22 protein-coding genes, 1 pseudogene and 1 riboswitch are annotated in these 23,467 nt (G+C 55.2%); of the genes and pseudogenes, 8 read left to right on the top strand and 15 right to left on the bottom strand.

Annotated features, from left to right (window positions below):
* Window positions 1–81: 81 nt before the first annotated feature.
* Window positions 82–1,668: a hypothetical protein gene (locus H6F57_RS25880; protein WP_190632023.1), complete on the top strand. Its 1,587-nt coding sequence runs from the start codon at window positions 82–84 to the stop codon at window positions 1,666–1,668.
* Window positions 1,669–1,681: 13 nt separating this feature from the next.
* Here the strand turns inward: H6F57_RS25880 and H6F57_RS25875 are convergent, their stop codons facing one another.
* Complete coding sequence (locus H6F57_RS25875; RefSeq protein ID WP_190632021.1) at window positions 1,682–2,197, bottom strand: peptidase C15; 516 nt, start codon at window positions 2,195–2,197, stop codon at window positions 1,682–1,684.
* A gap of 156 nt (window positions 2,198–2,353) precedes the next feature.
* On the opposite strand from H6F57_RS25875, the gene hisH reads away from it, so the two are divergent.
* The 3 genes from hisH to H6F57_RS25860 all read left to right on the top strand — a co-directional run bounded on the left by hisH (window position 2,354) and on the right by H6F57_RS25860 (window position 4,975).
* Entirely contained in the window at window positions 2,354–2,998 is a 645-nt protein-coding gene (gene hisH / locus H6F57_RS25870) for an imidazole glycerol phosphate synthase subunit HisH (protein ID WP_190632019.1), read from the top strand.
* A 3-nt stretch (window positions 2,999–3,001) separates the two neighbouring features.
* The gene (gene rsmD, locus H6F57_RS25865; protein ID WP_190632017.1) at window positions 3,002–3,559 is read left to right on the top strand and encodes a 16S rRNA (guanine(966)-N(2))-methyltransferase RsmD; all 558 of its coding nucleotides are present in this window, start codon (window positions 3,002–3,004) and stop codon (window positions 3,557–3,559) included.
* A 153-nt stretch (window positions 3,560–3,712) separates the two neighbouring features.
* A complete protein-coding gene (locus H6F57_RS25860) occupies window positions 3,713–4,975 on the top strand; it encodes an MFS transporter (RefSeq protein ID WP_190632015.1) in 1,263 nt (420 codons plus the stop codon).
* 82 nt (window positions 4,976–5,057) lie between these two features.
* On the opposite strand, the gene H6F57_RS25855 is transcribed toward H6F57_RS25860, so the two are convergent.
* From H6F57_RS25855 to miaB, 5 genes and pseudogenes are all read right to left on the bottom strand, one after another.
* Window positions 5,058–5,555 (bottom strand): hypothetical protein, encoded by a 498-nt coding sequence (locus H6F57_RS25855; RefSeq protein ID WP_190632013.1) that lies wholly within the window; start codon window positions 5,553–5,555, stop codon window positions 5,058–5,060.
* A complete protein-coding gene (locus H6F57_RS25850) occupies window positions 5,555–5,776 on the bottom strand; it encodes a UPF0175 family protein (protein ID WP_190632011.1) in 222 nt (73 codons plus the stop codon). The genes H6F57_RS25855 and H6F57_RS25850 overlap by 1 nt, the downstream gene beginning before the upstream one ends.
* Window positions 5,777–5,908: 132 nt before the next feature.
* A pseudogene (locus H6F57_RS25845) lies at window positions 5,909–6,053 on the bottom strand (TRAM domain-containing protein); the annotation flags it as partial.
* A gap of 11 nt (window positions 6,054–6,064) precedes the next feature.
* Complete coding sequence (locus tag H6F57_RS25840; protein WP_190632010.1) at window positions 6,065–6,595, bottom strand: HPP family protein; 531 nt, start codon at window positions 6,593–6,595, stop codon at window positions 6,065–6,067.
* A 300-nt stretch (window positions 6,596–6,895) separates the two neighbouring features.
* Window positions 6,896–8,257 carry a tRNA (N6-isopentenyl adenosine(37)-C2)-methylthiotransferase MiaB gene (miaB, locus tag H6F57_RS25835; RefSeq protein ID WP_190632008.1) on the bottom strand — a complete coding sequence of 454 codons (1,362 nt, stop codon included), beginning with the start codon at window positions 8,255–8,257 and terminating at the stop codon, window positions 6,896–6,898.
* Window positions 8,258–8,675: 418 nt separating this feature from the next.
* Here miaB and H6F57_RS25830 point away from each other — a divergent pair, with 418 nt between their 5' ends.
* Window positions 8,676–9,287 (top strand): hypothetical protein, encoded by a 612-nt coding sequence (locus H6F57_RS25830; RefSeq protein ID WP_190632006.1) that lies wholly within the window; start codon window positions 8,676–8,678, stop codon window positions 9,285–9,287.
* Between the two features lie 160 nt (window positions 9,288–9,447).
* Here the strand turns inward: H6F57_RS25830 and H6F57_RS25825 are convergent, their stop codons facing one another.
* Together H6F57_RS25825 and H6F57_RS25820 are read right to left on the bottom strand one after the other, a co-directional pair.
* The gene (locus H6F57_RS25825) at window positions 9,448–10,044 is read right to left on the bottom strand and encodes a restriction endonuclease (protein WP_190632004.1); all 597 of its coding nucleotides are present in this window, start codon (window positions 10,042–10,044) and stop codon (window positions 9,448–9,450) included.
* A 139-nt stretch (window positions 10,045–10,183) separates the two neighbouring features.
* On the bottom strand, window positions 10,184–10,408 hold the full coding sequence (locus H6F57_RS25820) for a helix-turn-helix transcriptional regulator (RefSeq protein ID WP_313933755.1): 225 nt from the start codon (window positions 10,406–10,408) through the stop codon (window positions 10,184–10,186).
* 127 nt (window positions 10,409–10,535) lie between these two features.
* Here H6F57_RS25820 and H6F57_RS25815 point away from each other — a divergent pair, with 127 nt between their 5' ends.
* The gene (locus H6F57_RS25815; protein WP_190632000.1) at window positions 10,536–10,784 is read left to right on the top strand and encodes a hypothetical protein; all 249 of its coding nucleotides are present in this window, start codon (window positions 10,536–10,538) and stop codon (window positions 10,782–10,784) included.
* Window positions 10,785–10,824: 40 nt separating this feature from the next.
* Here H6F57_RS25815 and H6F57_RS25810 read toward each other — a convergent pair whose 3' ends face one another.
* From H6F57_RS25810 to ntrB, 3 genes are all read right to left on the bottom strand, one after another.
* Window positions 10,825–11,667 (bottom strand): ABC transporter ATP-binding protein, encoded by an 843-nt coding sequence (locus tag H6F57_RS25810; protein WP_190631997.1) that lies wholly within the window; start codon window positions 11,665–11,667, stop codon window positions 10,825–10,827.
* 132 nt (window positions 11,668–11,799) lie between these two features.
* Window positions 11,800–13,206, bottom strand: a complete 1,407-nt coding sequence (locus H6F57_RS25805; protein ID WP_190631995.1) for a CmpA/NrtA family ABC transporter substrate-binding protein — start codon at window positions 13,204–13,206, stop codon at window positions 11,800–11,802.
* A 137-nt stretch (window positions 13,207–13,343) separates the two neighbouring features.
* Complete coding sequence (ntrB, locus tag H6F57_RS25800; RefSeq protein WP_190631994.1) at window positions 13,344–14,192, bottom strand: nitrate ABC transporter permease; 849 nt, start codon at window positions 14,190–14,192, stop codon at window positions 13,344–13,346.
* A gap of 96 nt (window positions 14,193–14,288) precedes the next feature.
* A riboswitch (cyclic di-AMP (ydaO/yuaA leader) is annotated at window positions 14,289–14,436 on the bottom strand.
* Between the two features lie 433 nt (window positions 14,437–14,869).
* Between ntrB and queC the strand changes: the two genes are divergently transcribed.
* Window positions 14,870–15,556 carry a 7-cyano-7-deazaguanine synthase QueC gene (queC, locus tag H6F57_RS25795; RefSeq protein ID WP_190631992.1) on the top strand — a complete coding sequence of 229 codons (687 nt, stop codon included), beginning with the start codon at window positions 14,870–14,872 and terminating at the stop codon, window positions 15,554–15,556.
* Between the two features lie 194 nt (window positions 15,557–15,750).
* Window positions 15,751–16,623 carry a phosphatidate cytidylyltransferase gene (locus H6F57_RS25790; protein WP_190631990.1) on the top strand — a complete coding sequence of 291 codons (873 nt, stop codon included), beginning with the start codon at window positions 15,751–15,753 and terminating at the stop codon, window positions 16,621–16,623.
* Here H6F57_RS25790 and H6F57_RS28160 read toward each other — a convergent pair.
* The 4 genes from H6F57_RS28160 to H6F57_RS25775 form a co-directional block, all read right to left on the bottom strand.
* The gene (locus H6F57_RS28160) at window positions 16,620–16,751 is read right to left on the bottom strand and encodes a hypothetical protein (RefSeq protein WP_255524884.1); all 132 of its coding nucleotides are present in this window, start codon (window positions 16,749–16,751) and stop codon (window positions 16,620–16,622) included. The two genes, H6F57_RS25790 and H6F57_RS28160, sit on opposite strands and share 4 nt — an antisense overlap.
* Before the next feature lie 109 nt (window positions 16,752–16,860).
* Complete coding sequence (gene arsJ / locus H6F57_RS25785; protein ID WP_190631988.1) at window positions 16,861–18,114, bottom strand: organoarsenical effux MFS transporter ArsJ; 1,254 nt, start codon at window positions 18,112–18,114, stop codon at window positions 16,861–16,863.
* Between the two features lie 99 nt (window positions 18,115–18,213).
* The gene (locus H6F57_RS25780) at window positions 18,214–19,221 is read right to left on the bottom strand and encodes an ArsJ-associated glyceraldehyde-3-phosphate dehydrogenase (protein WP_190631987.1); all 1,008 of its coding nucleotides are present in this window, start codon (window positions 19,219–19,221) and stop codon (window positions 18,214–18,216) included.
* 214 nt (window positions 19,222–19,435) lie between these two features.
* Window positions 19,436–23,359, bottom strand: coding sequence for a hydantoinase B/oxoprolinase family protein (locus H6F57_RS25775; RefSeq protein WP_190631985.1), 3,924 nt, complete (start codon window positions 23,357–23,359; stop codon window positions 19,436–19,438).
* Window positions 23,360–23,467 lie beyond the last annotated feature (108 nt).

The raw sequence follows: 23,467 nt of genomic DNA, 5'->3' as shown, positions 1-23,467 counted from the left end.
GACCCGCAATTGCCGTATTCGTCTTTAACCATGTTTTTCATGCCACAGTTTGCTATATCCCAGATGCAATCGAGGATCGCTGTGACGCTTTTGCCCTGGATTGTGCGCTCAGTTGGCTTGATGGCCTGGGTCGTGCTGGCCCTAGCGACTGTGTTTGGCGGGGCCGCCCCGGCCTTTGCTCAGCTTGCTCCCCCAGTCGGGGTTGATCAGCTGATCTTCACTGAACAGCCTGCTGTTAGGAGTCGCTTCCAAGGGACGCCCTACACCAGACCGTGTGATCCCAACTCCTTTAATAATTGCAACGCACAGGGGGCCGTTACTGACCTCACCTTTGGGGCTGAGAATAACGTTGTGCTGAACGCTGTAATTGCTGCTGGCACTCGATTTGAGCCTGCCACAGCTCTGCTCCCGCCAGTAGGGTTAGCCCAGCGGATCGTGTTTCGTCGCAATATTAGGGCTGGCCTACCCAACCGTCAGCTGCTCTTCTTTGAGCAAACGACCGCTACCCCCACTACGCTAACCCTAGCCCCTGGACGGGTTGGAGGCATTGAAGAGGCCATGCTGAGCAATATCATCAACCGAGGTATTGACAACGTTTTTAACAATGTGTCGGAGGTGGCAGCTGGGGGTAACGGACAGGAGACCGCCAACAACATCGAGAGAATCGACTACATCATCACGGCTCCCGGCATTTCGGTTCCCGTTGCCGATCAGGGAAATGTAGGGTTTTTGATTCTGGAGCGGGGCGGCAATGATGCCTTTAAAATTGCGGCGATCACAGCTCTAGATGGTAATGGGGATCCAGCCGCCTATGGCCCTTTAATTGATATTGGTACCGGCGCTTGGGGTGCCAGTAACGACGTTCAGGTAGCCTCGGCGGTGATGCGGTGGGATAATCTAGCCGATCCTACGCTACCGTTGTTTAGGCCGTCTCACCTAGTAGGGACTCAGGCGGTGGAGGGTATCTTTTTCCCCATCAATTCTTTGGTAACAGCCCCTGACAATGCCAACCCTATTTTTGGGTATTCGCTGTTTGCCGTTGATGTGAATGGGTTAGGCGCACAGCTGGTCAATTTCAACGACACGACCATTTTTCCTACTAACACTCCGGGAGGAAATATCGGTGGTCTCGACCTGATTGCCGGTGGCTTTGGTCTAATTCGGCGAACTGGAGGCTTCTCGCTAGTGAAGCGGGTTACCGACCTGCTAGGGCCGGCTACTCTGCCCGACTTTAGCCAAGTTTTGGGCACCGGCAGCGATATTGACCTACTGCGCAACAACAACCTGGGCCAAGGGCAAATTACCATTGCCGACCCGCCCGTGCAGACCGGCAACGGCATTGAGTACACTATTTACTTGGCTAACACCGATACTGTTAGCGTCGCCGACGTAGTGGTGTGCGACCAGATTCCGGCAGGAACGACCTTTAACCCCGATGGCTACGGGTCGGGGTTAGGCATTGAGGCGATCGCCTCTTCTAGCCCGGCGGGGCCAGCGGTTACCTACACCAGCGCCGACGACGGCGACCCTGGGACCTTCTTTCCGCCGGGAGCAGCCCTGCCTGCGGTCTGCGGTGCCAACCAAAACAACGGCGCTGTGGTAGTAACTGTGGGGCCGGTAAACGCCAACCAGGTGGGGCTAATTCGCTTTCAAACCACCGTGAACTAATCGCTCACCCACCCTATGCAGAACGGCTAACCGTATTGGTCAGCCGTTTTAGTATGAGGGCCAGGTCGTGGGCAAATACAGGACGCGTCGCCGGGGTTAGGGGTGGAATATGGACAAAGAGGGCTTGGGTCGGCCAGTGGTGCTGGGCGATCGCCCCCAGCAGCCGGTAATAAAGATGGTTGCAGACGTAGGTGCCCGCGTCGTCGCTAATGCCGCTGAGCTGGGTGTTGGCCAGCAGCTCCGCCAACGGCAGAGAACTTTCTAGCGCTATATCCTTTTCTTTGCCGTAGCGCTCTAAATGCAGGTAGCCACGGCCCTCGGCCATGCCGCAGCATACCACCACCGGAGATTGCAGTTCGACCAGCTTAGCCATGACTCGAATGGGGGCCAGCTCAAAACTGACGGGGATGTGACGCAGGACAGTGGTGCCCGAGGGAATTTGCTGCTGCTGTTGCAGGTGAGCGATCAGATCGTCGGCGGAGTTAGAAGGCTGGTGGGCGCGCCAGGGGGCGAAGGTGGTGAGGAGCATAGTGAGGCAGATGGGGGAGGTGAGGGAGAGGTAAGGAGATGTCAACGTTATCCAAAATCCAAGCTTAAAAATTCAAAATTCTCTCGGGTCCGCCAGGTAGGATAGAGTCTGAACAAACCCCAACGCCCCAGAACCACGAACAGAGCAGGAGAGCGCATGGCTAACATTGCCGTAATCGACTATGACATGGGCAATCTGCACTCGGCCTGCAAAGGACTGGCGCTGGCCGGAGCCACGCCGACCATTACCGATGTAGTAGCCGATCTGGAGGCTGCCGATGCCCTGGTGCTGCCCGGCGATGGAGCCTTTGACCCGGCTATGCGGCACCTGCGCGAGAAGGGACTGATCGAGCCAATTAAGCGAGAAATTGCGGCGGGTAAACCCTTTTTGGGCATTTGTCTGGGACTCCAGCTGTTGTTCGACGGCAGCGATGAAGGGATAGAGCCAGGGCTGGGGCTGATTGCGGGCCGCATTCGCAAGTTCAAAAAAGAGCCGACGATCGCGATTCCGCACATGGGGTGGAATCAGCTGACCCTGACCCAGCCCCAGTGCCCTCTGTGGCAGGGGGTGAGCGATGGCGATTGGGTGTACTTTGTGCACTCTTACTATGCTGAGCCTAGCGACCCGGCGGTGAATGCGGCGACAACAACCCACGGCAGCCAGACCGTGACGGCGGCGATCGCCCAGGACAACATCATGGCCATGCAGTACCACCCCGAGAAGTCGGCTCCCGCTGGCCTGGTCATGCTGGCCAACTTTGTTGCCCTGGTGAAAGCTCAAACCCCCGTGGCTGTGGCCTAACCCATGCTGCGCATCTATGGCAATCGCGCCCTCAGAACCCTACCTGGTCTAGACACTCGCCCCACTTCGGCGCGGGTGCGCGAGGCGCTGTTTAACATCTGGCAGGGTCGCATTGCCGACTGTCGCTGGCTCGACCTATGCACCGGCAGCGGCGCGATCGGGGCCGAGGCGCTGTGTCGCGGTGCGGCAGACGTAGTGGGTATCGAGAAGTCGCCCGACGCCTACGCCATTACCCGCGAAAACTGGCAAAAAGTAGCCCAGCCCGATCAAACCATCAGTCTGTTTCGCGGCGATGTGGTGAAGCAGCTGTCGCGGCTGCACGGACAACCCTTCGACTGCATTTACTTCGACCCGCCCTATGACAGCGAGCTTTACCTACCTGTTCTCGAACGGGTCGTGAGTCTTAGTTTGCTTCAGCCCACGGGCGAACTTGCTGTGGAGCATCGCCCCGACGCCTGGACTCCGATCGCCATCCCTGGGCTAGATCTAGTGCGCCAAAAGCACTACGGCACCAGTCATTTAGCCTTCTATACGCCAGCCTCGTCCGTTCCTCAGTCCTAAATCAGTCGTGATTTGGTGCTGCTGAGGGTGCTCTGGGGTTAAAAGACGTTGCCTTGTTACCAGGCGTAAAGCTTGATACGCTTTATGCGTCGCATTAAGTCAGGAAACCCTGACTAGTGATCGCTCCGATATCAGCTCTCCACGCTTTGTTCTATGGCCAAACACAATTCAGGCAATCCGGACTTTCCCCACTGGGAAGAGGCCGACCCATCGCTGCGGCTGCGGCAGCACAATCGCCTTTTTGCGCTGCTGGCGATCGCGGCGGGGCTGGTCTTCCTTCAGGGCTACATGATTGCCCCGCTGATTCCCCGTTTGGCCGAAATCTTTAATGTCTCTGCCCAAGAAATTGGGTTTATTGTGCCTGCCTACATGCTGGCCTATGCTCTGGCAGCGCTGTTCTTCGGCATTCTCTCCGATCGCTTTGGTCGCTGGCCGCTGATTCGCATTTCTCTGATCATTTTTATTATCTGCACCGCCCTCACCGCCACCGCCCAAACGGCAGGCCAGATGAGCTTTTGGCGGTTGCTTACCGGCCTTGGAGCGAGCGGGGTTATTCCTCTCACCTTTGCCTTAATTGGCGATCTGTTTCCCTACAACCAGCGGGGTGCCAAGCTAGGTTTGGTATTTGCGGCTATGGAGGGCGGCATGGCCGCCGGGTCTGCGGGGGGCGCCATTTTAGAACCCTTTGTGGGCTGGCGGGCCTTGTTTTTGGGCACGGCTACGGCGGCGGCCCTGGTGCTCTGGCGGCTGCGGCGCTACGGAGCGCTGTTTGATGAGCCTAAAATCGCCAAGCTGCCCTCCGTCGCTGCTGTCTTTGCCGGGTACCGAGCCGTATTAGCCAATTTTCGTGGCTCTCGCACCTACGCCTACGTACTGTTGAACGGGGTCTACCACTCGGGCGTTTACACCTGGCTGGGCTACTACATGACCCAGCGCTACGACATGGATGCCCTGAGCATTGGCCTGACCATTTTGGGCTACGGCATTCCGGGCCTGATTTTTAGCCCGCTGATTGGCAAGGCAGTCGATCGCTGGGGCCGCCGCTGGCTAATTCCCCCAGGGTTGGCGATGGCAGCCTTGGCTGGGCTGACGATGATTCCTTACATTCCCCCGCTAGGAACGACCGCCGCGATTCTAGTGCTCTCGTTGGGCTACGACCTGACCCAGCCACTGTTTGTGGGCATTGTCACCGACCTCGGCGACGGCAAAAGCCTGGGGCAGACCATGGGGCTCAAGGTGTTTGCGCTGTTTACGGGCTTCGGCTTGGGCAGCCTGCTGTTTGGCGAAGCCCTGCGCTGGGGGTTTACGACTGCACTGGCGCTGTTTGCGGGGTTGCAGCTGGTAGCGGCGATCGCTGCCATTCCCCTATTCTGGCCAGAAAAGCCTCAGCCAATATCTCAGCCAGCCTCAGACTGATGCTGTTCTAAACGGCGATCGCAGCTGCCTGCAGCGGTTCCCGGTGAGGCTAAAGCAATCTCAAAATCAACACTGGAAGCCTTTACTGATCAAGGGTTTCCAAAAGTCCAGCGTACAGTCTCTTGCCAATACGTCCAGTCTTTAGCAACTCAGCCAAACTGGCCTGGGCCACGGTTGAAGAAATGACTTGCTCTCGGTAAGCCTTGAGGATCTGCCCTGCCAAACCAGAAAATGTCAGACCAAGGGCTTTAGCAACCTGCCTGCCCTGCTCTTCCTCGATTAGCAGGGGTAATTGCTGCTTCCAAGCTAGTTGAATCGCTTGCCTTTCCCCGACATCCAGCAGATCGTATCCAGGGAATGTTTCCGTAGTGGTGACTTCAACGACCGAGATAAAATCGCCAAAATTGTAATGGCTCCGGTAAGCTTCCCAGTTCGAGAACATCCCCTGATACAGTTCCTGGGCAACAGCTCCTGGAATCAGAACTTGGCCATAGAGTTGCTGCATCCAACCATAACCATCCGATAGCTTTTCTAGGCTGATCATCGGCCCAGCATCACTAACGATGATATCCGACGCCATTAGGCACTTAGCTCGGTATCAAGATTGTCGTCACTGTCTACTAACGCTGAGAACCCGTAGTGGGGCAGTATCTCGTCGAAAGACCGACGCGTCATGTTCAAAATTTGGCAGGCCTGGTGGGCCGATACTTTGCCCGTCGAATACAGCACAGCCATCAAGGCTTCTTTGACATACCTTTGGTCTACATTTACCGAGTCCGGCAGTTCAAGTTGCATCTGCATAGAGAGATCCCTACCTAAGCCGTTCAACCATTATGACTGATCACCCTGCTCGACCAGGTATTAGACCCGTCCACCAGACGATGGAACGATACTTTTCGTTTTTGAAGGGCAGTCTACCTCGGCCATGTCTACCTAGCCAGCGGCAACTAACGCCTGAATCGGCTCCCCGGTCAGGCTAAAGGGGCGCACTTCGGTAATTTTGACCTGAACCAGTTCGCCTTTCAGGGCCGCAAAATCGCGCAAAGAAGGCCAGTCGGTTGCCGCGAGTGCGGCCCATCGGTGAGGCCATCAGAGCCAGTGTTTTGGGTAAGGGCGGCCCGGAATCCAACGGCTAAAGGCCACTGTGCAAAGCACTAGCAAAACCGCCCCTGTCAACACGGGAGTAAAGACAAAATCCCAAGAGGCATCGCTCATCACGCCCACTAAGGCAATAGCTCCTGCGGGGGGATGCAGGGTGTGAGTAAACTGCATCAGCTGAATCGAGGTGGCCACGGCCAGCGCCATCACCCAGGGCGCAGTGCCAAAAAGACTGACGCAGGCAACGCAAACTATCCCCCCAATCACGCATCCTCCAATCACGTTGCGGGGTTGGGCTAAAGGGCTTTCGGGCACGGCAAACACCAGCACCGCCGTAGCCCCAAAGGGGGCGACAATCAAGGGATAGCCGGTGTATGCCGTGAGGTAGGCCAGGACGGCAATACCCACAAAGCTGCACAGGTAGGAGGTGAAAATTTGCTCGTGGGTAAATCGCGGCTGATGGGGTGAAGGGCGAAATATCCTGAGGGTTCGAGGCGCAGGTCGATAGTTAAGCTGTCTCATAGTGGTGTCCGCTGTTGGCCCTTGGCCGCCTGACTGCCCGACGCAGTCGATAAGCAAAAATACTTTCAAAGTATTTTGTCACACTTTGCTGACATAGCTGCATAAATGTAGCTAAAGGCACAGAAGTTAAGGGCTTTTGGTTAGCTTGAGCTGGGCGATCGCATCCTCTACCCTTGCAATCCCAATTCGGCAAAATTGGGCTGAGGCAGCGATCGCACGACAACCCAGCGCAGCAGCCCCGCTCTGCGCTCAACAAATTATGGTGTCCTTAATTGCTCTCAGCCCAACGCTTAGCAGTGGTTAGCCTGCGATCGCGGGCACCCGCAGCGGTTCTCCGGTCAGGCTAAAGGGGCGCACTTCGGTAATTTTGACCTGAACTAGCTCGCCCTTCAGCACCGCAAAATCGCCAGCAAAGAAGGCCAGCCGGTTGCCTCGGGTGCGGCCCATCACCTGGGTGGGGTTCTTCGGGTTGGCGGCTTCGACTAGCACTTCTTCGATGCGGCCCGCGTAGCGCTGCGATCGCTCCGCCGCCTTCGTATTCACCAAATGATTGAGCCGCTGGAGGCGATCGGCCTTCACCTCTTCAGACAGCTGATTTTCCCATAGGGCGGCGGGGGTGCCGGGGCGGGGCGAATAGGCGGCTGTGTTGAGCTGGTCAAAGCCAATGTCGTTGACCAAATCCATCGTGCGCTGAAACTGTTCCTCGGTTTCGCCGGGGAAGCCGACGATCGCATCGGCACTGAGGGCGGCGTCGGGCAGGTAGCGCCGCACGGTGTCGATAATGCGGCGATATTTTTCGTGGGTGTAGCCCCGCGCCATGGCTTTCAGCACGTCGTTGTCGCCCGACTGAAAGGGAATGTGGAAGTGCTCGCACACCTTGGGCAGTTCGGCGCAGGCGCGAATCAGCCGCTCGGTAAAGTAGCGGGGGTGGCTGGTGGCAAAGCGAATGCGCTCAATGCCGGGCACATCGTGGACAAAATACAGCAGGTCGGTGAGGGTGTGTTGGTGCCGCCCCTCTAGAGTAGAGCCGGGCAGGTCGCGGCCATAGGCGTCGATGTTTTGGCCCAGCAGGGTGACTTCTTTGAAGCCCTGGCGGCCCAGTTCTTCCATCTCGGCGCGGATGGCCTCTGGGGTACGCGACTGCTCGACGCCGCGTACGCCGGGCACGACGCAGTAGGTGCAGCGCTCGTTGCAGCCATAGATCACGTTCACCCAGGCGGTAATGGTGCTGTCGCGTCGGGGCTTGGTAATGTCTTCCATAATGTCCACCTCTTCGGTGGCGACGACCTGGTTGCCGTCGAACACTTGCTCTAGCAGGTCTTGCAGGCGGTTGGCATGCTGTGGCCCCATCACCAGATCGAGTTCGGGCACCCGGCGCAGCAGGGCTTCGCCTTCTTGCTGAGCCACGCACCCGGCCACAATTAGCGTCAGGTCGGGGTTTTCGTGCTTGCGCCTGGCCTGGCGACCCAGGTAGGAGTAGACTTTTTGCTCGGCGTTGTCGCGAATGGTGCAGGTGTTGTAAAGCACCACGTCGGCTTCGTAGGGGTCGTCGGTCCAGGTGAGGCCCATGGTGTCGAGAATGCCCGCCATGCGCTCGGAGTCGGCCTTGTTCATCTGGCAGCCGAAGGTGGTGATGTGATATTGACGAGCAGAACCGGCCATAGGTCTAGGCTTTGGGTATAGCAACAACGCAGCTTCCCATTTTAGCGCTATGGCTCTGCATCTTTCGCCAGTAGGGGTGATTTGAAGAAATGAAGGCGCTTATGGTGCTTGAGCTGGATCGCCGTCAGGAGGATGCTAGCCCTTTAATTCATAGTCAGCAGGCTTTGCGGTGGAGCTTTTGTTGTGAAAGTCATCACTGCTCAGCGATAACTTTGGCGTTGAGGAGGGTGAATGGGCGATCGCCCCAATGCGACCTGCTGAACTTGCCTAGTTTCCAAAGAAAATTGAACTAACTAATACAGCTTATTTTTAATAATAAGCATTAACCACTTACCACTCGTATGGTGTTCAAACTGATGATGAGCACTGTTCACCCTATATTATTAAGCTGAACAGTTATCTGACGTTAGGGCATACCTTGCCAATAAGCATTGATAGCAGCCATTATAATTATGATGTTACTCTTCTAATCAAAGTGATCAACTTTTTAGACGCATTTTCTCAAGTGATACAAAGCGATCCACTTCTTGCTCTTTTCTTATCTGCTAGTATCGGAGGCATTCTTAGCCTCTTCATTAACGAGTGGTATCGGATTAACATTCAACCATATATTGATAATCTTTTGGGAAAAAGAAGAAAACAGAAAAGGGATAGACAGTCAGCTCAAGGAGTTAAAGTTTTTCTGGAGAACTTTGAAGTTGTTCATGCATACAAGATAGGAAAGAGAAATGCTTCACTAGACAATACCCTTCTCATTATGGATTTTATAGGAAATTGCGTTTTGGAGTGGTTTATTCTTCTTTTTCTAATGTTTTTGGTTACATTTTATCATAATTCTCTTGGGGTATACAAATGGTCAGTCTATATAGTATTAATGTTTATTCATTTCCATTCTTTATCCCGAGTTGTGGAATCTCGAAGAAAAATCGAGATCAGAAAATTTATTGATTTAAACTATGATGGTTACAAGAAAAAGTATGAAGATGATGGCTATATTTTCACTGATAACGGAATTAAAAGACTAAAGTGAAGCTATAAAAGAAACGATTTGTAGCCGCCACGATGAAACTTGCTGAGCTTGCCTAGCTTCCAAAAAAAATGGGATTAACTCAAAGCAATTGTATATGAGTAGCGATTCAACTAAAAGTTAGTGCACACAAGCTATTAGTAGACCGTGCCTCCAAGCATTTTTAGGAGGAGGTCTTTGGTATTTCAGCTACTAACTCATTCCAGATCCATTCGAAAGGATCCACGATAAAATTTCCGTGACATGTCATTCCATAATAAAGTCCTATGCCAAAAGCTTTAAAGCTAGAAGTCTCTAGAGTCGTTAGTCCACGGATAATGTCGCTATCCCGAGGCACTTGAGAGTCATTCATTACACAAATAGGATCCTCTGGAGGTATGTAACGCCATAAGCCAATACCCTTAGAACGAGCAAAATTTAAGGCACCATCATCAAATCCTTTAGGAGTGATGATGGTGCCTTTGGTACGATTTGCTCCAATTTGAGTAAGTTTAGAATGAAATTCTTCTACGTCATCAACAGGTACTTTGTGATTATAATTTTTGCACTCCCAAACCCATACAAAATAAGGATCGACAGCATCAATCATAAAAACTTCTACTGAAACATCAAAAATGATATTTTTCTCGCGATCACGTGAGTAATAGGACGGCTTATGGCTAACCTTGGCTTGGGATGGAACCAAGCCAAAACGACCACTATCTATCATTTGAGTGACCTCTTTTAGTACTTTATGCTCATAGACAAGGCCTTTGTTCATGCAATTTTTTTTTAAGAAAACGCGGTCTTCAGAACAATTTAGTTGAGAAAGATCCTAATCTCTTAAGTGATACAATCCAATATCTATTATTTCTTTAATGGCAAGGTTGACTATTTAGAGGAGTTCTGCCATCAAGGTGCTATTCTTTCTGCTCATCCTCCAAAATACATCCAAGATAGATTTTGATAAACTCTTCTGCCGCTTGAAAGTTAAGCCTCTTCAAAGCTTCTACAATTTCTACAACCGTTTCCGCTGTGGGATCGCGTTTGTCGTGGTACCAGCGGGAGACACTGCCTCGCTCTACGCCCATAGCTCCGGCAAGCTGGTTTTGGCTGATGCCGTAGGTGTCTAAAACCTGTCTCAATGCTTGGCTTGCTCTACCCATGCTCCAACTGTGTCAGAGACTCATAGGTTCGTAAACGTTGCTTAATGGATCACAAGCCTGAATTTGGTGCTATCTTGTGATCCATTAAGCAACAAGAAGGTTTCTTATGCCGCAAGCGTTTATTCCCTTAACTTTGTCCAATCCCGCTTTGCAAGTCACCATCGAACCCGCTGCCGAGCCGGGGCGCGAGGTCATCCGTATATTAGTTGTCGGCAGCACCTACGGCGTAGAGCGCATCATCCACGAACTCTATCGCCTCGGCTTTGCCGAAGTGCGCGAGTGGAGCAAGCCCCAGCCCACCGGACGCATCAACGAAATCATGCGCGTACTCACCCGCTACGTATTAGCGGAGTAGAGCGAGTGAGCTGTGGTCAGTGTTGCTCACGCCAACGCCCCTAGCTCATTTGCTCAAAGTAGCTGTCGAGAAACCCAAGGGCGTGGTTGCGCAGGTCGTAATACTCCCGCGACTCGCGCAGGGCCGTGCGATCGCGCGGGTGGTCAAAGGGCACCTTCAAAATTTCGCCGATGTTGGCATTGGGGCCATTGGTCATCATCACAATGCGATCGGCCATATAGATGGCTTCATCCACATCGTGGGTAATCATCATCACTGCCTGGGGGTTGCGCTCCCAAATGTCGAGCACCTGACGCTGAAGGTGGCCTCGGGTGAGGGCATCAAGGGCTCCAAAGGGTTCATCCATCAGCAGCATCTTGGGCCGAATCGCTAGGGCGCGGGCAATGCCGACCCGCTGCTTCATGCCGCCCGACAGCTCGTCAGGGTATTTCAAGGCTGCGTCGGTGAGGTTGACCATGGCTAGGTGCTCTTCCACCAGGTCAGTGCGATCATGGGGAGAAAGATGGTCGCACACCTCATTCACCGCCAGCCGCACATTTTCGCGCACCGTCAGCCAGGGCAGCAGCGAATAGTTTTGGAACACCATCATGCGATCGGCTCCCGGTTTTTTAATCGGTGAACCCTCCAAAAACACTCCGCCAGAGGTGGCCTGCTCTAACCCGCTGACAATTTTGAGCAGCGTCGATTTGCCGCAGCCCGAGTGGCCAATAATGGCGATAAACTCGTTGGCACCAACGGTGAGGTTGATGTTGTCAAGCACAACTGTAGGGTCACCCCCAGCGCTAGGGTAAGCCTTCACCAGATCTTGAACGACCAAAAAATCCGTTTCAAACTCAGCCTGCCGTTGCTCAGAGGGCTGAGGGTAATGACTTGATTTGACCATGGTTTTCTCCTGAATAGTGCGTCTAGAGCAAGGAAGACTGTTGGCGGGGAAATGGGCTTGGCTTAGGGTTAAAAGCTAGAAAGTTCGCTGGCCTAAAGGTGTTGACTTGCCAGTCTTTTAACCTGCTAACCCTCACCCCATATAGATTCGTTGAGGACGGTTAGCGCGAATCTCAAACCCGTTCAAATAGCCCACCGGGTCGCTGGGGTCATAGGCAACACCATCAATAAATAGCTCCCCAGGCTCTACTTTGTAATCATCCGCTGGGCATTCAATACCCATTTCTCCGGCAATTTCTCGATATAGATCGGTGCGCCAGGCCTGGTGGGCTTTGGCCTCCGCATCGGCTGGAACCTCGGCGATCTGTCCCCAACGAGCCGCTTGGGTCATCAGCCAGATCGACTGAGACGACCACAGAAAGGTGGAATGGTCTCCAGGGGGATGGGGCAGGTCCTCGGGCATTTCAAAAAAGATAGTGCTATCTGGCATTTGAACAGTGCGACTTTTGCCGTCGAAACCGCCGTAGTTGTAGTTGCCCACCAGGGCAGGCTCCGTAAATTTGGGCTTTGCCCCAGTAAACGCTCGATCCGAGATAATCTCTGCAACTTCGGTGCGATTGGCCGGGTCGTCGCAGTAGCGGCAGGCCTCGATCATCGCCTTAACGAGGGAGCGGTAGGTCTTGGGGTTTTCGTTGATAAAGTCTTCCATCACCGCCAGCACCCGGTCGGGGTGGCCTCGCCACACCTCTTTGCCATGGGCAAAGGTGAAGCCAACATCCTCGTTGCCGGAGATGGCACGGGTATTCCACGGCTCGGCCACCATGTACGCCTGCATTGCCCCAATCCTGATGTTGGAAACCATCTGCGGCGGGGGACTAATAATAATGCGAAACGCTTCTATTGGGTCGACCCCCGCTGCCGCCGAGAGGTAGCGAATGAAGTATTCGTAGATGGCTGAACTGAGCACCGTGGCCCAGACTTTTTGAGATGTGGGTATGCCATCGAAATAGCCCCGAAAATCGCGACCAAAGGCCTCCAGATCGCCCTCATATTCTCGCCAAGGGCGCAGACCAGACTCCCACATGGCGCGGTTCATGGTCATGGCGTTGCCGTGGCGGTGAATGGTCAGGGCCGCACACATGGGAGCCTGAGGAGCACCCTCAGCCCCAACGCGGGCGTTGGTCACAGCTCCAGAAACCACCGGGGACGCGTCGAGCCGCCCAAAGATGACGCCATCGCGAGAGGTGCCCCAACTGGCCTCGCGGTTGAGGGTGACCGTCAGCCCATATTTGTGGAAAAAACCTTTGGCCTGGGCGATCGCAAAGGGAGCGCAATCGTTGACGGGCACATAGCCCACTTTGATCTGAGACCGCTCCAAACTGGCCGGGTCAACAACCTGCTCGACGTTGGCGGCCTGAGCCGCTGCCCCGCCGGAAGGTGGACTGCCCGATCGCAGCGCCTGACTACAGGCCGAAGCGGCTAGCCCTGCCGTAAAACCAACCGCCCCCTGGAGGAGCGATCGCCGATTGATCCTCGTCATGGCTTTAATCCTTTTGTCTGTGAGGTGTTAGGACGTAATTGGACTGACCAGCAGCGTTTAGCAGCCTACTTAAAACCTGCCGTTTAAAGAATATTGCTCAGCAGTGAACTGGGAGGCTTTGCCAGTCAGATGGACGGTTACATAGCCTTGGCGGGGCGATGGGTTGCCCATCGCTCAATCAGGGTGATGGCGTAGTCTAAAACCAGACCGGTAAGGCCAATGACAATTACCGCCAAAAACACCGAGCTGAGGCTGAGCCGGTTCCATTCATCCCAGATAAAGAAGCCGATGCCAATACCGCCCGTGAGCATTTCGACGGCCACAATTACCAGCCAGGCAATCCCCAAACTCAGCCGTAGGCCGGTAAAAATATAGGGCAAACTTGCTGGCCAAATAATCTTGGTCATTTGCCGCCAGCGAGGCATTTCTAGCACCTGAGCCACGTCTAAATAATCTTTAGGAACGCTAGCTACGCCCAGGGCGGTATTGATCACCGTTGGCCATAATGAAGTGATGAAAATTACGAAAATAGCCGACGGGTTAGCTAAGTTAAAAATCGATAGAGCAATGGGCAACCAGGCCACAGGGGACACCGGGCGAAACAGCTGCACCAGCGGGTTGATCGCCATCATGGCGCGGGGCGAGAGGCCAATCCAAAAGCCGACGGGAATAGCAACTAAAGTTCCCAACAAAAACCCCACCAACACCCGCCGCAGACTAGCCAACAGCAGCCAGCCAATGCCCAAGTTGCCCGGCCCGCGTCGGAAAAAGGGGTTAAAAATATAGTCGAGGTTGGCGACGAATGCCTCCCACGGCGTAGGCATCAAGGTGGTGAAGAATTTGGCAACTACCCACCACACCAGCAGTACGACGAGAAACGCGATCGCCGGTAAAACAATCCGTTCCAACGGAAAGCGAAATGGCGGCTTGACAGGTTGAGACTGCCTCGAACGGGCAGCCGCACGGGTGCGCAACTTAGGCTGCATGAGACCCTCCTAGAGGCTTAATCATGGACAGCGAACAAGCCGTGTTAACACGACTTAGGACACTGAAACAGCCAAGCATTACTAAAATGCTGACGATTCAATTTCCCTCAATGCCGACGAGGTTAGCTGACGGGCTAGGACTGAGAGATGTCCTCTTCCGATTACCCTCAATTGGGTATTAAGAACTCGGAAATACGCCCCTTTACTGGTTCCCCCGCTCTGGCAGCACAGGCAATTAAAGGCATAAACCTATAAAGCACAGGGCTAGCAGACTAGGCTGACTTGTTCGATTCATTGAGTTTAAGCGTAAAAAACTGAGTCTGTCAACCAGAAACTTGGCATAATTCGACGTATCTATCTCAGGTAAAGACCTAGTTTCTTTCAATAGCTTGATTTCTCCTTATTTAGAAGTGCATGAAAATTAGCTCATAACTTATTTTGTTAACAATAGTGATTCACCAGCGCTAGGTATTTGCTATGAGTAATTACCTATTGCTTAAAGAGGCATAGACTTCAAGGGGTTTGACATGAGTAATTACCTACTAATTGGAAGGGCAAAGACTTCAGTAAACGTAGTAGTCTACCGATAACAGAAACCCGAAGCCACGATTTTGAGCAAGATTGGGCTATTCTAGCTACCGTGCAAACCGGTAAATAGTCGCTCAGGTCTTTGCCCTATGGCTCAGTCAAGCCTGCCTCCCAAAGCCATTGTGCTGCTTTCGGGTGGCCTCGATTCGGCTACGGCCGCTGCCCAGGCGATCGCCGATGGCTACGACCTAATTGCCCTTTCCTTTAACTATGGCCAGCGGCACCAGCGGGAGCTAGAGGCGGCAAAGGCGTTGGCAAAGCATTTTGCGATCGCCGACCACCACTTCATCGATGTCAATTTGGCCCAGTGGGGCGCGTCTTCCCTCACCGACCTGGCCCAGCCGCTGCCTCAAGCCGGCCCGGAAGCGGGCATTCCTTCCACCTACGTGCCGGGGCGCAATACGGTGTTTATTGCTCTCGCCCTTGCCCTGGCTGAAGCCAAGAGGGCCGCAGCGGTGTACCTCGGCATCAATGCAGTAGATTATTCCGGCTACCCCGACTGTCGGCCCGAGTATTTAGCGGCGTTTCAGCAATTGGCCCAGCTTTCGTCTAAGGCGGGGCTAGAGGGCCATGCCCCCCAACTGATTGCGCCTTTGGTGATGGATTCTAAGGCGGATATTGTGCGCCGGGCAGTGCAGTTAGGGGTGCCGATCGCGCAAACCTGGTCGTGCTACCAGGGCGGAGCTGAGCCCTGTGGGCGGTGCGATTCCTGCCGAATTCGCGATCGCGCCCTAGTAGAAGCAGGCTATCCCCAGCTCGCCACTTCTGCTGGCTAGGGACAGGTCCAGCCGCGCAGCCCAGCCAAGGGCGATCGCTGGGCGCGCCTTTGGCCTTCTCTTACCGCTAACCTTCTGACTTGGTTCCCTGGCGGGGACTCTAGGGGAATGTGGCACAGTGTAATAAGCTGCATGACAGTTGCTGCCTCAAAACTAGAGGCAACGCTCTGTTTAAACCCTTTGCACTTTCACCTATGCCCTGGCCTCGAATCATTAGTGGAATAGTTGCGATCGTGGTCGCCCTGGTCATGATTTTGCTAGGGGGTTGGTACTTCACCCTGGGCTTTGGGGTGTTGATTTTCTTGGGGCAGCTCGAAATTTTTGCTTTGGTAAAAGCTAAAGGCATCTTGCCAGCGGCCAAAACCACCCTAGTGGTGAGCCAGCTGCTGTTGATTACCGCCCATCTGTCGCCGCCCTTGGCCGACGCCCTGCTACCGCTAAGCGGCACGTTTATCTGCTTTTATCTGCTGTTTCAGCCCCAGGTGGCCACCATTGCCGATGTGGCCGCGTCTATCTTGGGCCTGTTCTACGGCGGCTATCTACCCAGCTTTTGGGTGCGCCTGCGCGACTTGGGCGACACCGGTACCACTTTGCCCCTGGGCGGGTTTTGGCCCGCCACCTGGCCCCCTGCCCTAGATACCCTACCCTACGGACTGGTCGTCACCCTGCTAGCTTTTGCCTGCATTTGGGCTTCGGATATTGGAGCCTATATCGCTGGAAAAATGATTGGTCGCACCCCGCTGTCTAACATCAGCCCGAAGAAGACGGTCGAAGGGGCGATCTTTGGCATGCTGGGCAGCATGGTGGTGGCATTAATCGGCACCCACTGGCTGCAATGGCCCCTCTGGCTTGCCACCGGAGCGGCTCTAGGCCTGATGGTGGGCACCTCCAGCCTGCTGGGCGACCTCACCGAATCGCTGATGAAAAGAGATGCCGGGGTCAAAGACTCTGGAGTCCTCATCCCCGGCCACGGCGGCATTTTAGACCGCACCGATAGCTATGTGTTCACAGGTGCGCTGGTGTACTTTTTCGTCACCCTGCTGCTGCCCCTGCTGTCGGCGAGTTAGCGGCCCCGCTGCTCCCAAAAGTTCAGCTCTTGGCGAATGCGATCGCGCTCTTCTACACTGGCAAATCGCAGCTGGTGGCGCAGCTCTCCGATCACTTGGCGGCGCTGGCTAGACGATTGCTTATCCATGACTTCCTTTCAAAAACTGTAGCTATAACTACAGTTTAAAGAATAGAATTCCAGATTCTATCTCCCATCACAAATCTTTGAATGGTCAGCCAGAGCCAATATTTGCTCACTAGCTGCCCACCACCACCGGCTCAGCAGGGGTTGAGTCGGGCAGCTGCGTCGTAATCAGCGCCGCCGCCAGCACAAACAAGCTCGATACCCACAGGCACCCCACTAGCCCAAACCACTGATAAACCAGCCCCGAGGCAATCGTCCCTAACAACCGCCCACCCGAGTTGGCCATGTAATAGAAGCCCACATTGAGGCTAACATCGCGATCTTCGGTGTAGGCCAGCACCAGATACGAGTGCACCGCCGAGTTAAACGCAAACACCACGCCAAAAACCACGAGTCCGCCGGTCACGGCAACGTCACCCCGCACCCCAGCCATCAGCGCCAGCGCAATCAGTGCTGGAATGGCCGTCAAAATGGATGTCCAAAACAGAATGGTCTTGGCCTTGGGCACCACCTTGCCGGTGCTGTCTTTGCGCAATAGCTGCGGTGCCAAAAACTGCACCATGCCGTAGCCAATTACCCAGAGAGCCATGTAGCTGCCCACCTGCATAAACCGCCAGCCCAGCACCTCATACAAAAACACCGGCAGCGCCACCACAAACCACACGTCCCGCGAGCCAAACAAAAAGAACCGCGCCGCCGACAGCACATTGATCTCTCTGCTCTTAGAAAACAGCTGCTTGAAGGGCACCTTTTTGCCGATTTTGCCCATACCCGCAGGCAGCAGCGCAAACGACAGCAAAATCACCCCCAGCGCCGCCGCCTGCATCAGCAGCGCCGAGCGAAAGCCTACCCATTCCAGCAGCGCCGCCCCGACGAAAAATCCCACCCCTTTAAGCGCGTTCTTTGACCCTGTTAGCACCGCCACCCACTTAAACAGGCGCGATGCCGCTTCCTTTGGCACCACCAGGCGAATGGCGCTCTTAGAACTCATCTTGGTGAGGTCTTTGGCAATGCCTGAGAATGCTTGGGCCGCCATCACATAGCCCACCTGCACAGGTACTCCCCAGTTGGGGTTCAAGCAGCTCAGCATTACTAGGGCAAAAATTTGCAGGGCGATGCCGCCATAAAGGGTTTGCCGAATGCCTACCTGAGAACCAATCCAGCCGCCGAAGAAGTTGGTCACCACGCCAAACATTTCGTAAAAGAGAAACAGCATGGCGATCGCAAAGGGACTGTAGCCCAGCTGGTGAAAGTGCAGTAGCACCATCATGCGCAGGGCACCGTCGGTGACGGTAAAACCCCAGTAGGCAGCGGTGATGATGGCGTAGTTGCGCAGGCTCTCAGGTTTGAAGGCGGAGGTGGTCATGGGGAGTGGAGGGGTGGGGAGTGGGAGAGTGGAGGAGCTGTAGGGTGGGCACTGCCCACCATCAAGATGCTGTCCAAAATTCACCCTAGGGCGAGAGGCTCAGAGACTTTGGGCCACCTTGCGGGCCAGTTCGGCCATGCGGCAGGAGTAGCCCCACTCGTTGTCGTACCAGGCGAGAATCTTCACCTGGGTGTCATCCACAACCATAGTGGAGAGGGCATCGATGATCGAGGAGCGAGGATCATCTTTGTAGTCAACTGAGACTAAAGGCCGGGTTTCGTAGCCCAATATCCCGTGCAGAGGGCCATCGGCGGCGGCTTTGAGGAGAGAATTGACTTCCTCAGCGGTGGTGGGGCGATCGACCTCAAACACGCAGTCGGTTAGGGAGGCATTCAGCAGCGGTACCCGTACTGCCAACCCGTTGAGCTTGCCCTTGAGTTCTGGATAGATGAGGGCGATCGCCGTTGCCGACCCCGTCGTTGTCGGAATTAGCGACATACCCGTGGCGCGGGCGCGGCGCAGATCGTTGTGGGGGGCATCCACAATGGTCTGCGTATTGGTGTGGTTGTGAATGGTGGTGATCACCCCATGGCGAATGCCCAGCCCTTCGTGGATGACTTTGACCACGGGGGCCAGGCAGTTGGTGGTGCAGGAGGCAGCGGTGAGCAGGTGGTGCTCTGCTGGGTTGTAGAGGTGATCGTTAATGCCATAGACCACGTTGAGCGCGCCCTCTTTGACCGGGGCGGCAACGATGACTTTTTTCACGCCGTTGGCGTAGTAGGGGGCGATCGCCTCCGCCGTGCGAAACTTGCCGGAGCACTCCAGTACCAGGTCTACACCGTAGTCAGCCCAGGGCACCTCGCCGGGAGAAGCACCACTGCTGAAGCTGAGGGGAATGCCGTCGATAGTGATTTTTTCAGAGCCAACGGCTTCGACCTCCGGTGCCCAGCGGCCATGTACTGAGTCGAATTTGAGCAGATGCGCTGCCGCCTCAGGGCCACCTTTGACATCGTTGATGTGCACAAACTCCAGCTCAGGAAAGGCCCAGCCCGCCCGCAACACCAGCCGCCCAATGCGACCAAATCCATTTACAGCGACCTTCACCATCTCTCAACCCTCTCTAACGCACGGCGGCATAGACGCAAGCAACTAGCTGTGGTCTTTGACCCAGCTTCATTTCAAAAAATATTGATGCTTTATTATTTCAAGAAAAGTTGATGTGTCAAGTTGTGCAGCGCACATCTCCAAAGGCCGGTGCCAGGTTCCTATGGCAAAGGCAGGGTACTGATTTCTGCGATCGGAACCTAATGCCTAGGATGGCTCATTGGGGTGGTGCGCCGTAGCCACCGCCGCCCGGTGTGGCGATCCGAATGCAGTCTCCCGCATTCAGGGCCACGGTGGCCTGCCCAGGTAAAACCCCAACTCGGCCATCGGCGCGAATTACCTGGTTTTCTCCCACCTCCCCTGGCTGCCCTCCGGCCAAACCAAAGGGTGGCACTAGCCGATGGTTTGAGAGAATGGCGACCGTCATCGGTTCGCGAAATTCCACTGTGCGCACAATGCCGTTGCCGCCAGCGTATTCTCCCGCTCCGCCGCTGCCCTGGCGGATGCAGAATTCTCTCAGCAGCACCGGAAAGCGCCATTCCAGCACCTCGGGGTCGGTCAGCCGCGAGTTGGTCATGTGGGTGTGCACCGCATCAGTGCCGGGGAAGTCTGGGCCAGCACCGGAGCCGCCGCAGATGGTTTCGTAGTATTGGTGGCGATCGCTGCCGAAAGTAAAGTTGTTCATGGTGCCCTGGGAGGCGGCGATCGCACCCAGCGCCCCATACAGCGCATCGGTCACCGCCTGAGACACTTCCACATTGCCCGCCACCACCGCCGCCGGGTACTGCGGGTTCAGCATTGACCCCTCGGGAATGACAATTTCTAGTGGTTTGAGACAGCCCGCATTGAGAGGGATGTCGTCATCCACCAGTGTTCTAAACACGTAGAGCACCGCCGCTTTGCACACCGCTGCCGGAGCGTTGAAGTTGCTGGGCCGTTGGGGAGATGTTCCAGAAAAATCAATTTTGGCGCGGCGTTCCTCACGGTTTATCGTGACCTGCACCGCAATCTGGCTGCCGTCATCCATGGGGTAGGTGAACTGTCCGTCGTGGATGCGATCGATCACCCGCCGCACGCATTCTTCAGCGTTGTCCTGCACATGCTGCATGTAGGTCTGCACTAGGGCTAAATCATAGTGATCCACCAGTTTTTGCAGCTCTTGCGTCCCCTTTTCGTTGGCCGCGATCTGGGCCTGCAAGTCAGCAATATTCTGTGTCGAGTTCCGCACGGGATAAGTGGCAGTCGTCAAAATTTTCAAAAGTTCAGCTTCCAAAAACCGCCCCTGATCCACCAGCTGCACGTTGTCAAGCAGCACTCCCTCTTCCTCAATTGAGGTGCTGTTCGACGGCATAGAGCCAGGGGTGATGCCGCCAATGTCGGCGTGGTGACCGCGAGAAGCGACGTAGAAAGCAGGAGAGGGATGTGAGTTTTGTTCGCGTAGCATCTCCGGAGGAGAAATTTTGAATTTTGAATTTTGAGTTTCGGTTTTCTCTCTTTCTTCTTCCGTTTTTCTTGCTTCCAAAAAAACCGGCGTTATCACCGTGATATCGGGCAGGTGGGTGCCGCCGTTGTAGGGGTTGTTTTGTAGGTAGACATCACCCGGTTTGAGGTCAGCGCCCTTGGCCTCGATCAAACTCCGCACGCTTTCGCCCATCGACCCCAGGTGCACAGGAATGTGGGGCGCATTGGCCACGAGCTGCCCCTGCTGGTCAAACAGCGCGCAGGAAAAATCTAGCCGCTCTTTAATGTTGACCGAGTAGCTGGTATTTTGCAGCGTGATCCCCATCTCTTCGGCTACGGCGCGGAAGAGGTTGTTGAAGATTTCAAGCAGCACGGGGTCAGGCGGGGATGGGGCGGAGCTGGTGTCCGTGGTAGAGAAACTTTGAATTTTGAATTGTGAATTTTGAGTTCCTGACTCCTGACTTTTAGCTTCCTTGTTCAATATCAAATGCCCCTTTGCTGTCAGCGTTGCCTTCCATCCGGGTTCTACAACATTGGTTCCAGTCGATTCGATGATGAGGGCGGGGCCGGCGATCGCATCCCCCGGACACAGATCGTCGCGGTGGTAGATAGGAGTGTCATACCAGGTGTTGGCAGTGTAGACAGAAATGCTGGTTTTAGGCGTAAGCGGCGTGGTGCGAGGCTTGTGAATGTCGGGTTCGTCAGGGCTATGGGTTTGGGCAATGACTTCGACGGCAGCAGTATCGACGATGAGAGTTTTATTTTCCTGGGCGAAACCGTAGCGCTGACGGTGCAGGGTGGTGAACTGCGATCGCATTGCCTCCACCCCAGCAAAATCTACCGCCAGTACAGAATCCGTCCCTTCGTACTTCAGCAACAGTCGAGGCAAAACCTGGGGCAATTTCGAGTTTTGTTCGCGTAGCGTCTCCAGAGGAGAAACTTTAAATTTTGAATCCTCTTGTCCCCCTCTAGGGGAGAGGGGCTCAAACCCCTGCTGCCGCAGTTCCTCCAATCCCTTGCCAGCTAAAGACTCCACCACCTGCTGAATCTGGGGTAGTGTCTTCTCATCCAGCGGCAGCTCGACGGATTGCTCATTCAGCGACCTGACATCGGCCAGGCCCATTCCGTAGGCCGACAGCACCCCCGCATAGGGATGCAGAAACACCTCGGTCATGCCCAGGGCATCGGCGATCAGGCAGGCGTGCTGGCCCCCGGCCCCACCAAAGCTGCACAGCACGTAGTCTGAGACATCGTATCCCCGCTGTACGGAAATCTTTTTAATAGCGTTGGCCATTTTTTCGACTGCAATGGCGAGGAATCCAGCGGCGACCTGTTCAGGGCTGCGAGCAACCCCAGTGGCAGCGTGGATTTCCTCCACCAGGGCCGCAAACTGCTCGCGCACCACCGCCGTATCCAGGGGCAGATCTCCCTTCGGCCCAAACACATGGGGGAAAAACTCGGGCTGGAGTTTGCCCACCATCACGTTGCAGTCAGTCACCGTCAGCGGCCCGCCGTGGCGATAGCCGGCCGGCCCCGGATAGGCCCCCGCCGACTCTGGCCCCACCCGGTAGCGGCTGCCGTCAAAGCTCACGATTGAGCCACCCCCTGCCGCCACGGTGTGAATTGCCATCATCGGTGCCCGCAGCCGCACCCCGGCCACCTCGGTCTCAAAAGTGCGCTCGTACTCGCCTCGATAGTGCGACACATCTGTTGAGGTACCGCCCATGTCAAAGCCGATGATGCGAGCGTACCCGGCTTGTCGGCTGGTCTGCACCGCCCCTACCACGCCCCCGGCGGGGCCAGAGAGAATGCTGTCTTTGCCCTGAAACAGCGCCGCATCCGTTAGGCCACCGTTGGATTGCATGAACATGAGGCGCGGAGGGGGTGGGGAGGATGGGGAAGGTAGGGAAAATAAGGAAGTGTTGGATTGATTGTTCTCCCCCATCTCCCCCATCTTCCCCTCTCTTAACTGCTCCGCCACCCGATCTACATACCGTCGCAGAATGGGCGACAGGTAGGCATCCACCACGGTTGTATCGCCTCGGCTGACAAGCTTGATTAACGGACTTACCTGATGAGAGAGGGAGATTTGGGTAAAGCCGACTTGGCGGGCAAGTTCCCCCAAGCGCAGCTCGTGGGCGGGATAACGATAGCTGTGCATGAGCACGATCGCACAGGCCCGAATTCCAGCATTGTAGGTTCGCTGAAGCTCCTGGATCAGCCGTGCTTCTTCCTCTGCACACAAAGGAACCAGCACCTCGCCTTGGGCGCTAAGGCGTTCGTTGACCTCGATCACCTGCTCATAGAGCATTTCGGGCAGTTCAATGTGGCGGGCAAAGATGTTGGGGCGGTTTTGATAGCCGATGCGCAGAGCATCCTTAAAGCCCTGGGTGGTGATGAGGAGGGTGCGATCGCCCTTGCGCTCCAGTAGCGCATTGGTCGCCACCGTCGTGCCCATCTTTACCGACTCGATCATCTCAGCAGGAATCATTTCCCCTGCCCTTAGCTCCAACAGATCGCGCATACCCTGGATGGGGGCGTCGGCGTAGCGATCGGGGTTTTCGGACAGCAGCTTATGGACGATAATTTGCCCATCGGGGCGGCGGGCCACAATGTCGGTAAAGGTGCCGCCGCGATCGATCCAAAATTGCCAGCGGTTGGGCAGGGACGGTAGGGTCATGGCGCAAAGGAGTGAGAAACTTGGGATGGGCCTCAGCCCCCATTGTGAACTACCGCTAAACTCGGCGAGCGGGCAGTTGTCGTTGGCAGACTCCCGATGTCAGACTCG

This window comes from Leptolyngbya sp. FACHB-60 (assembly GCF_014695775.1).
In the GTDB taxonomy this organism is placed as follows: Bacteria; Cyanobacteriota; Cyanobacteriia; order Phormidesmidales; family Phormidesmidaceae; genus Nodosilinea.
This window is presented reverse-complemented; position numbering and strand designations above follow the sequence as displayed.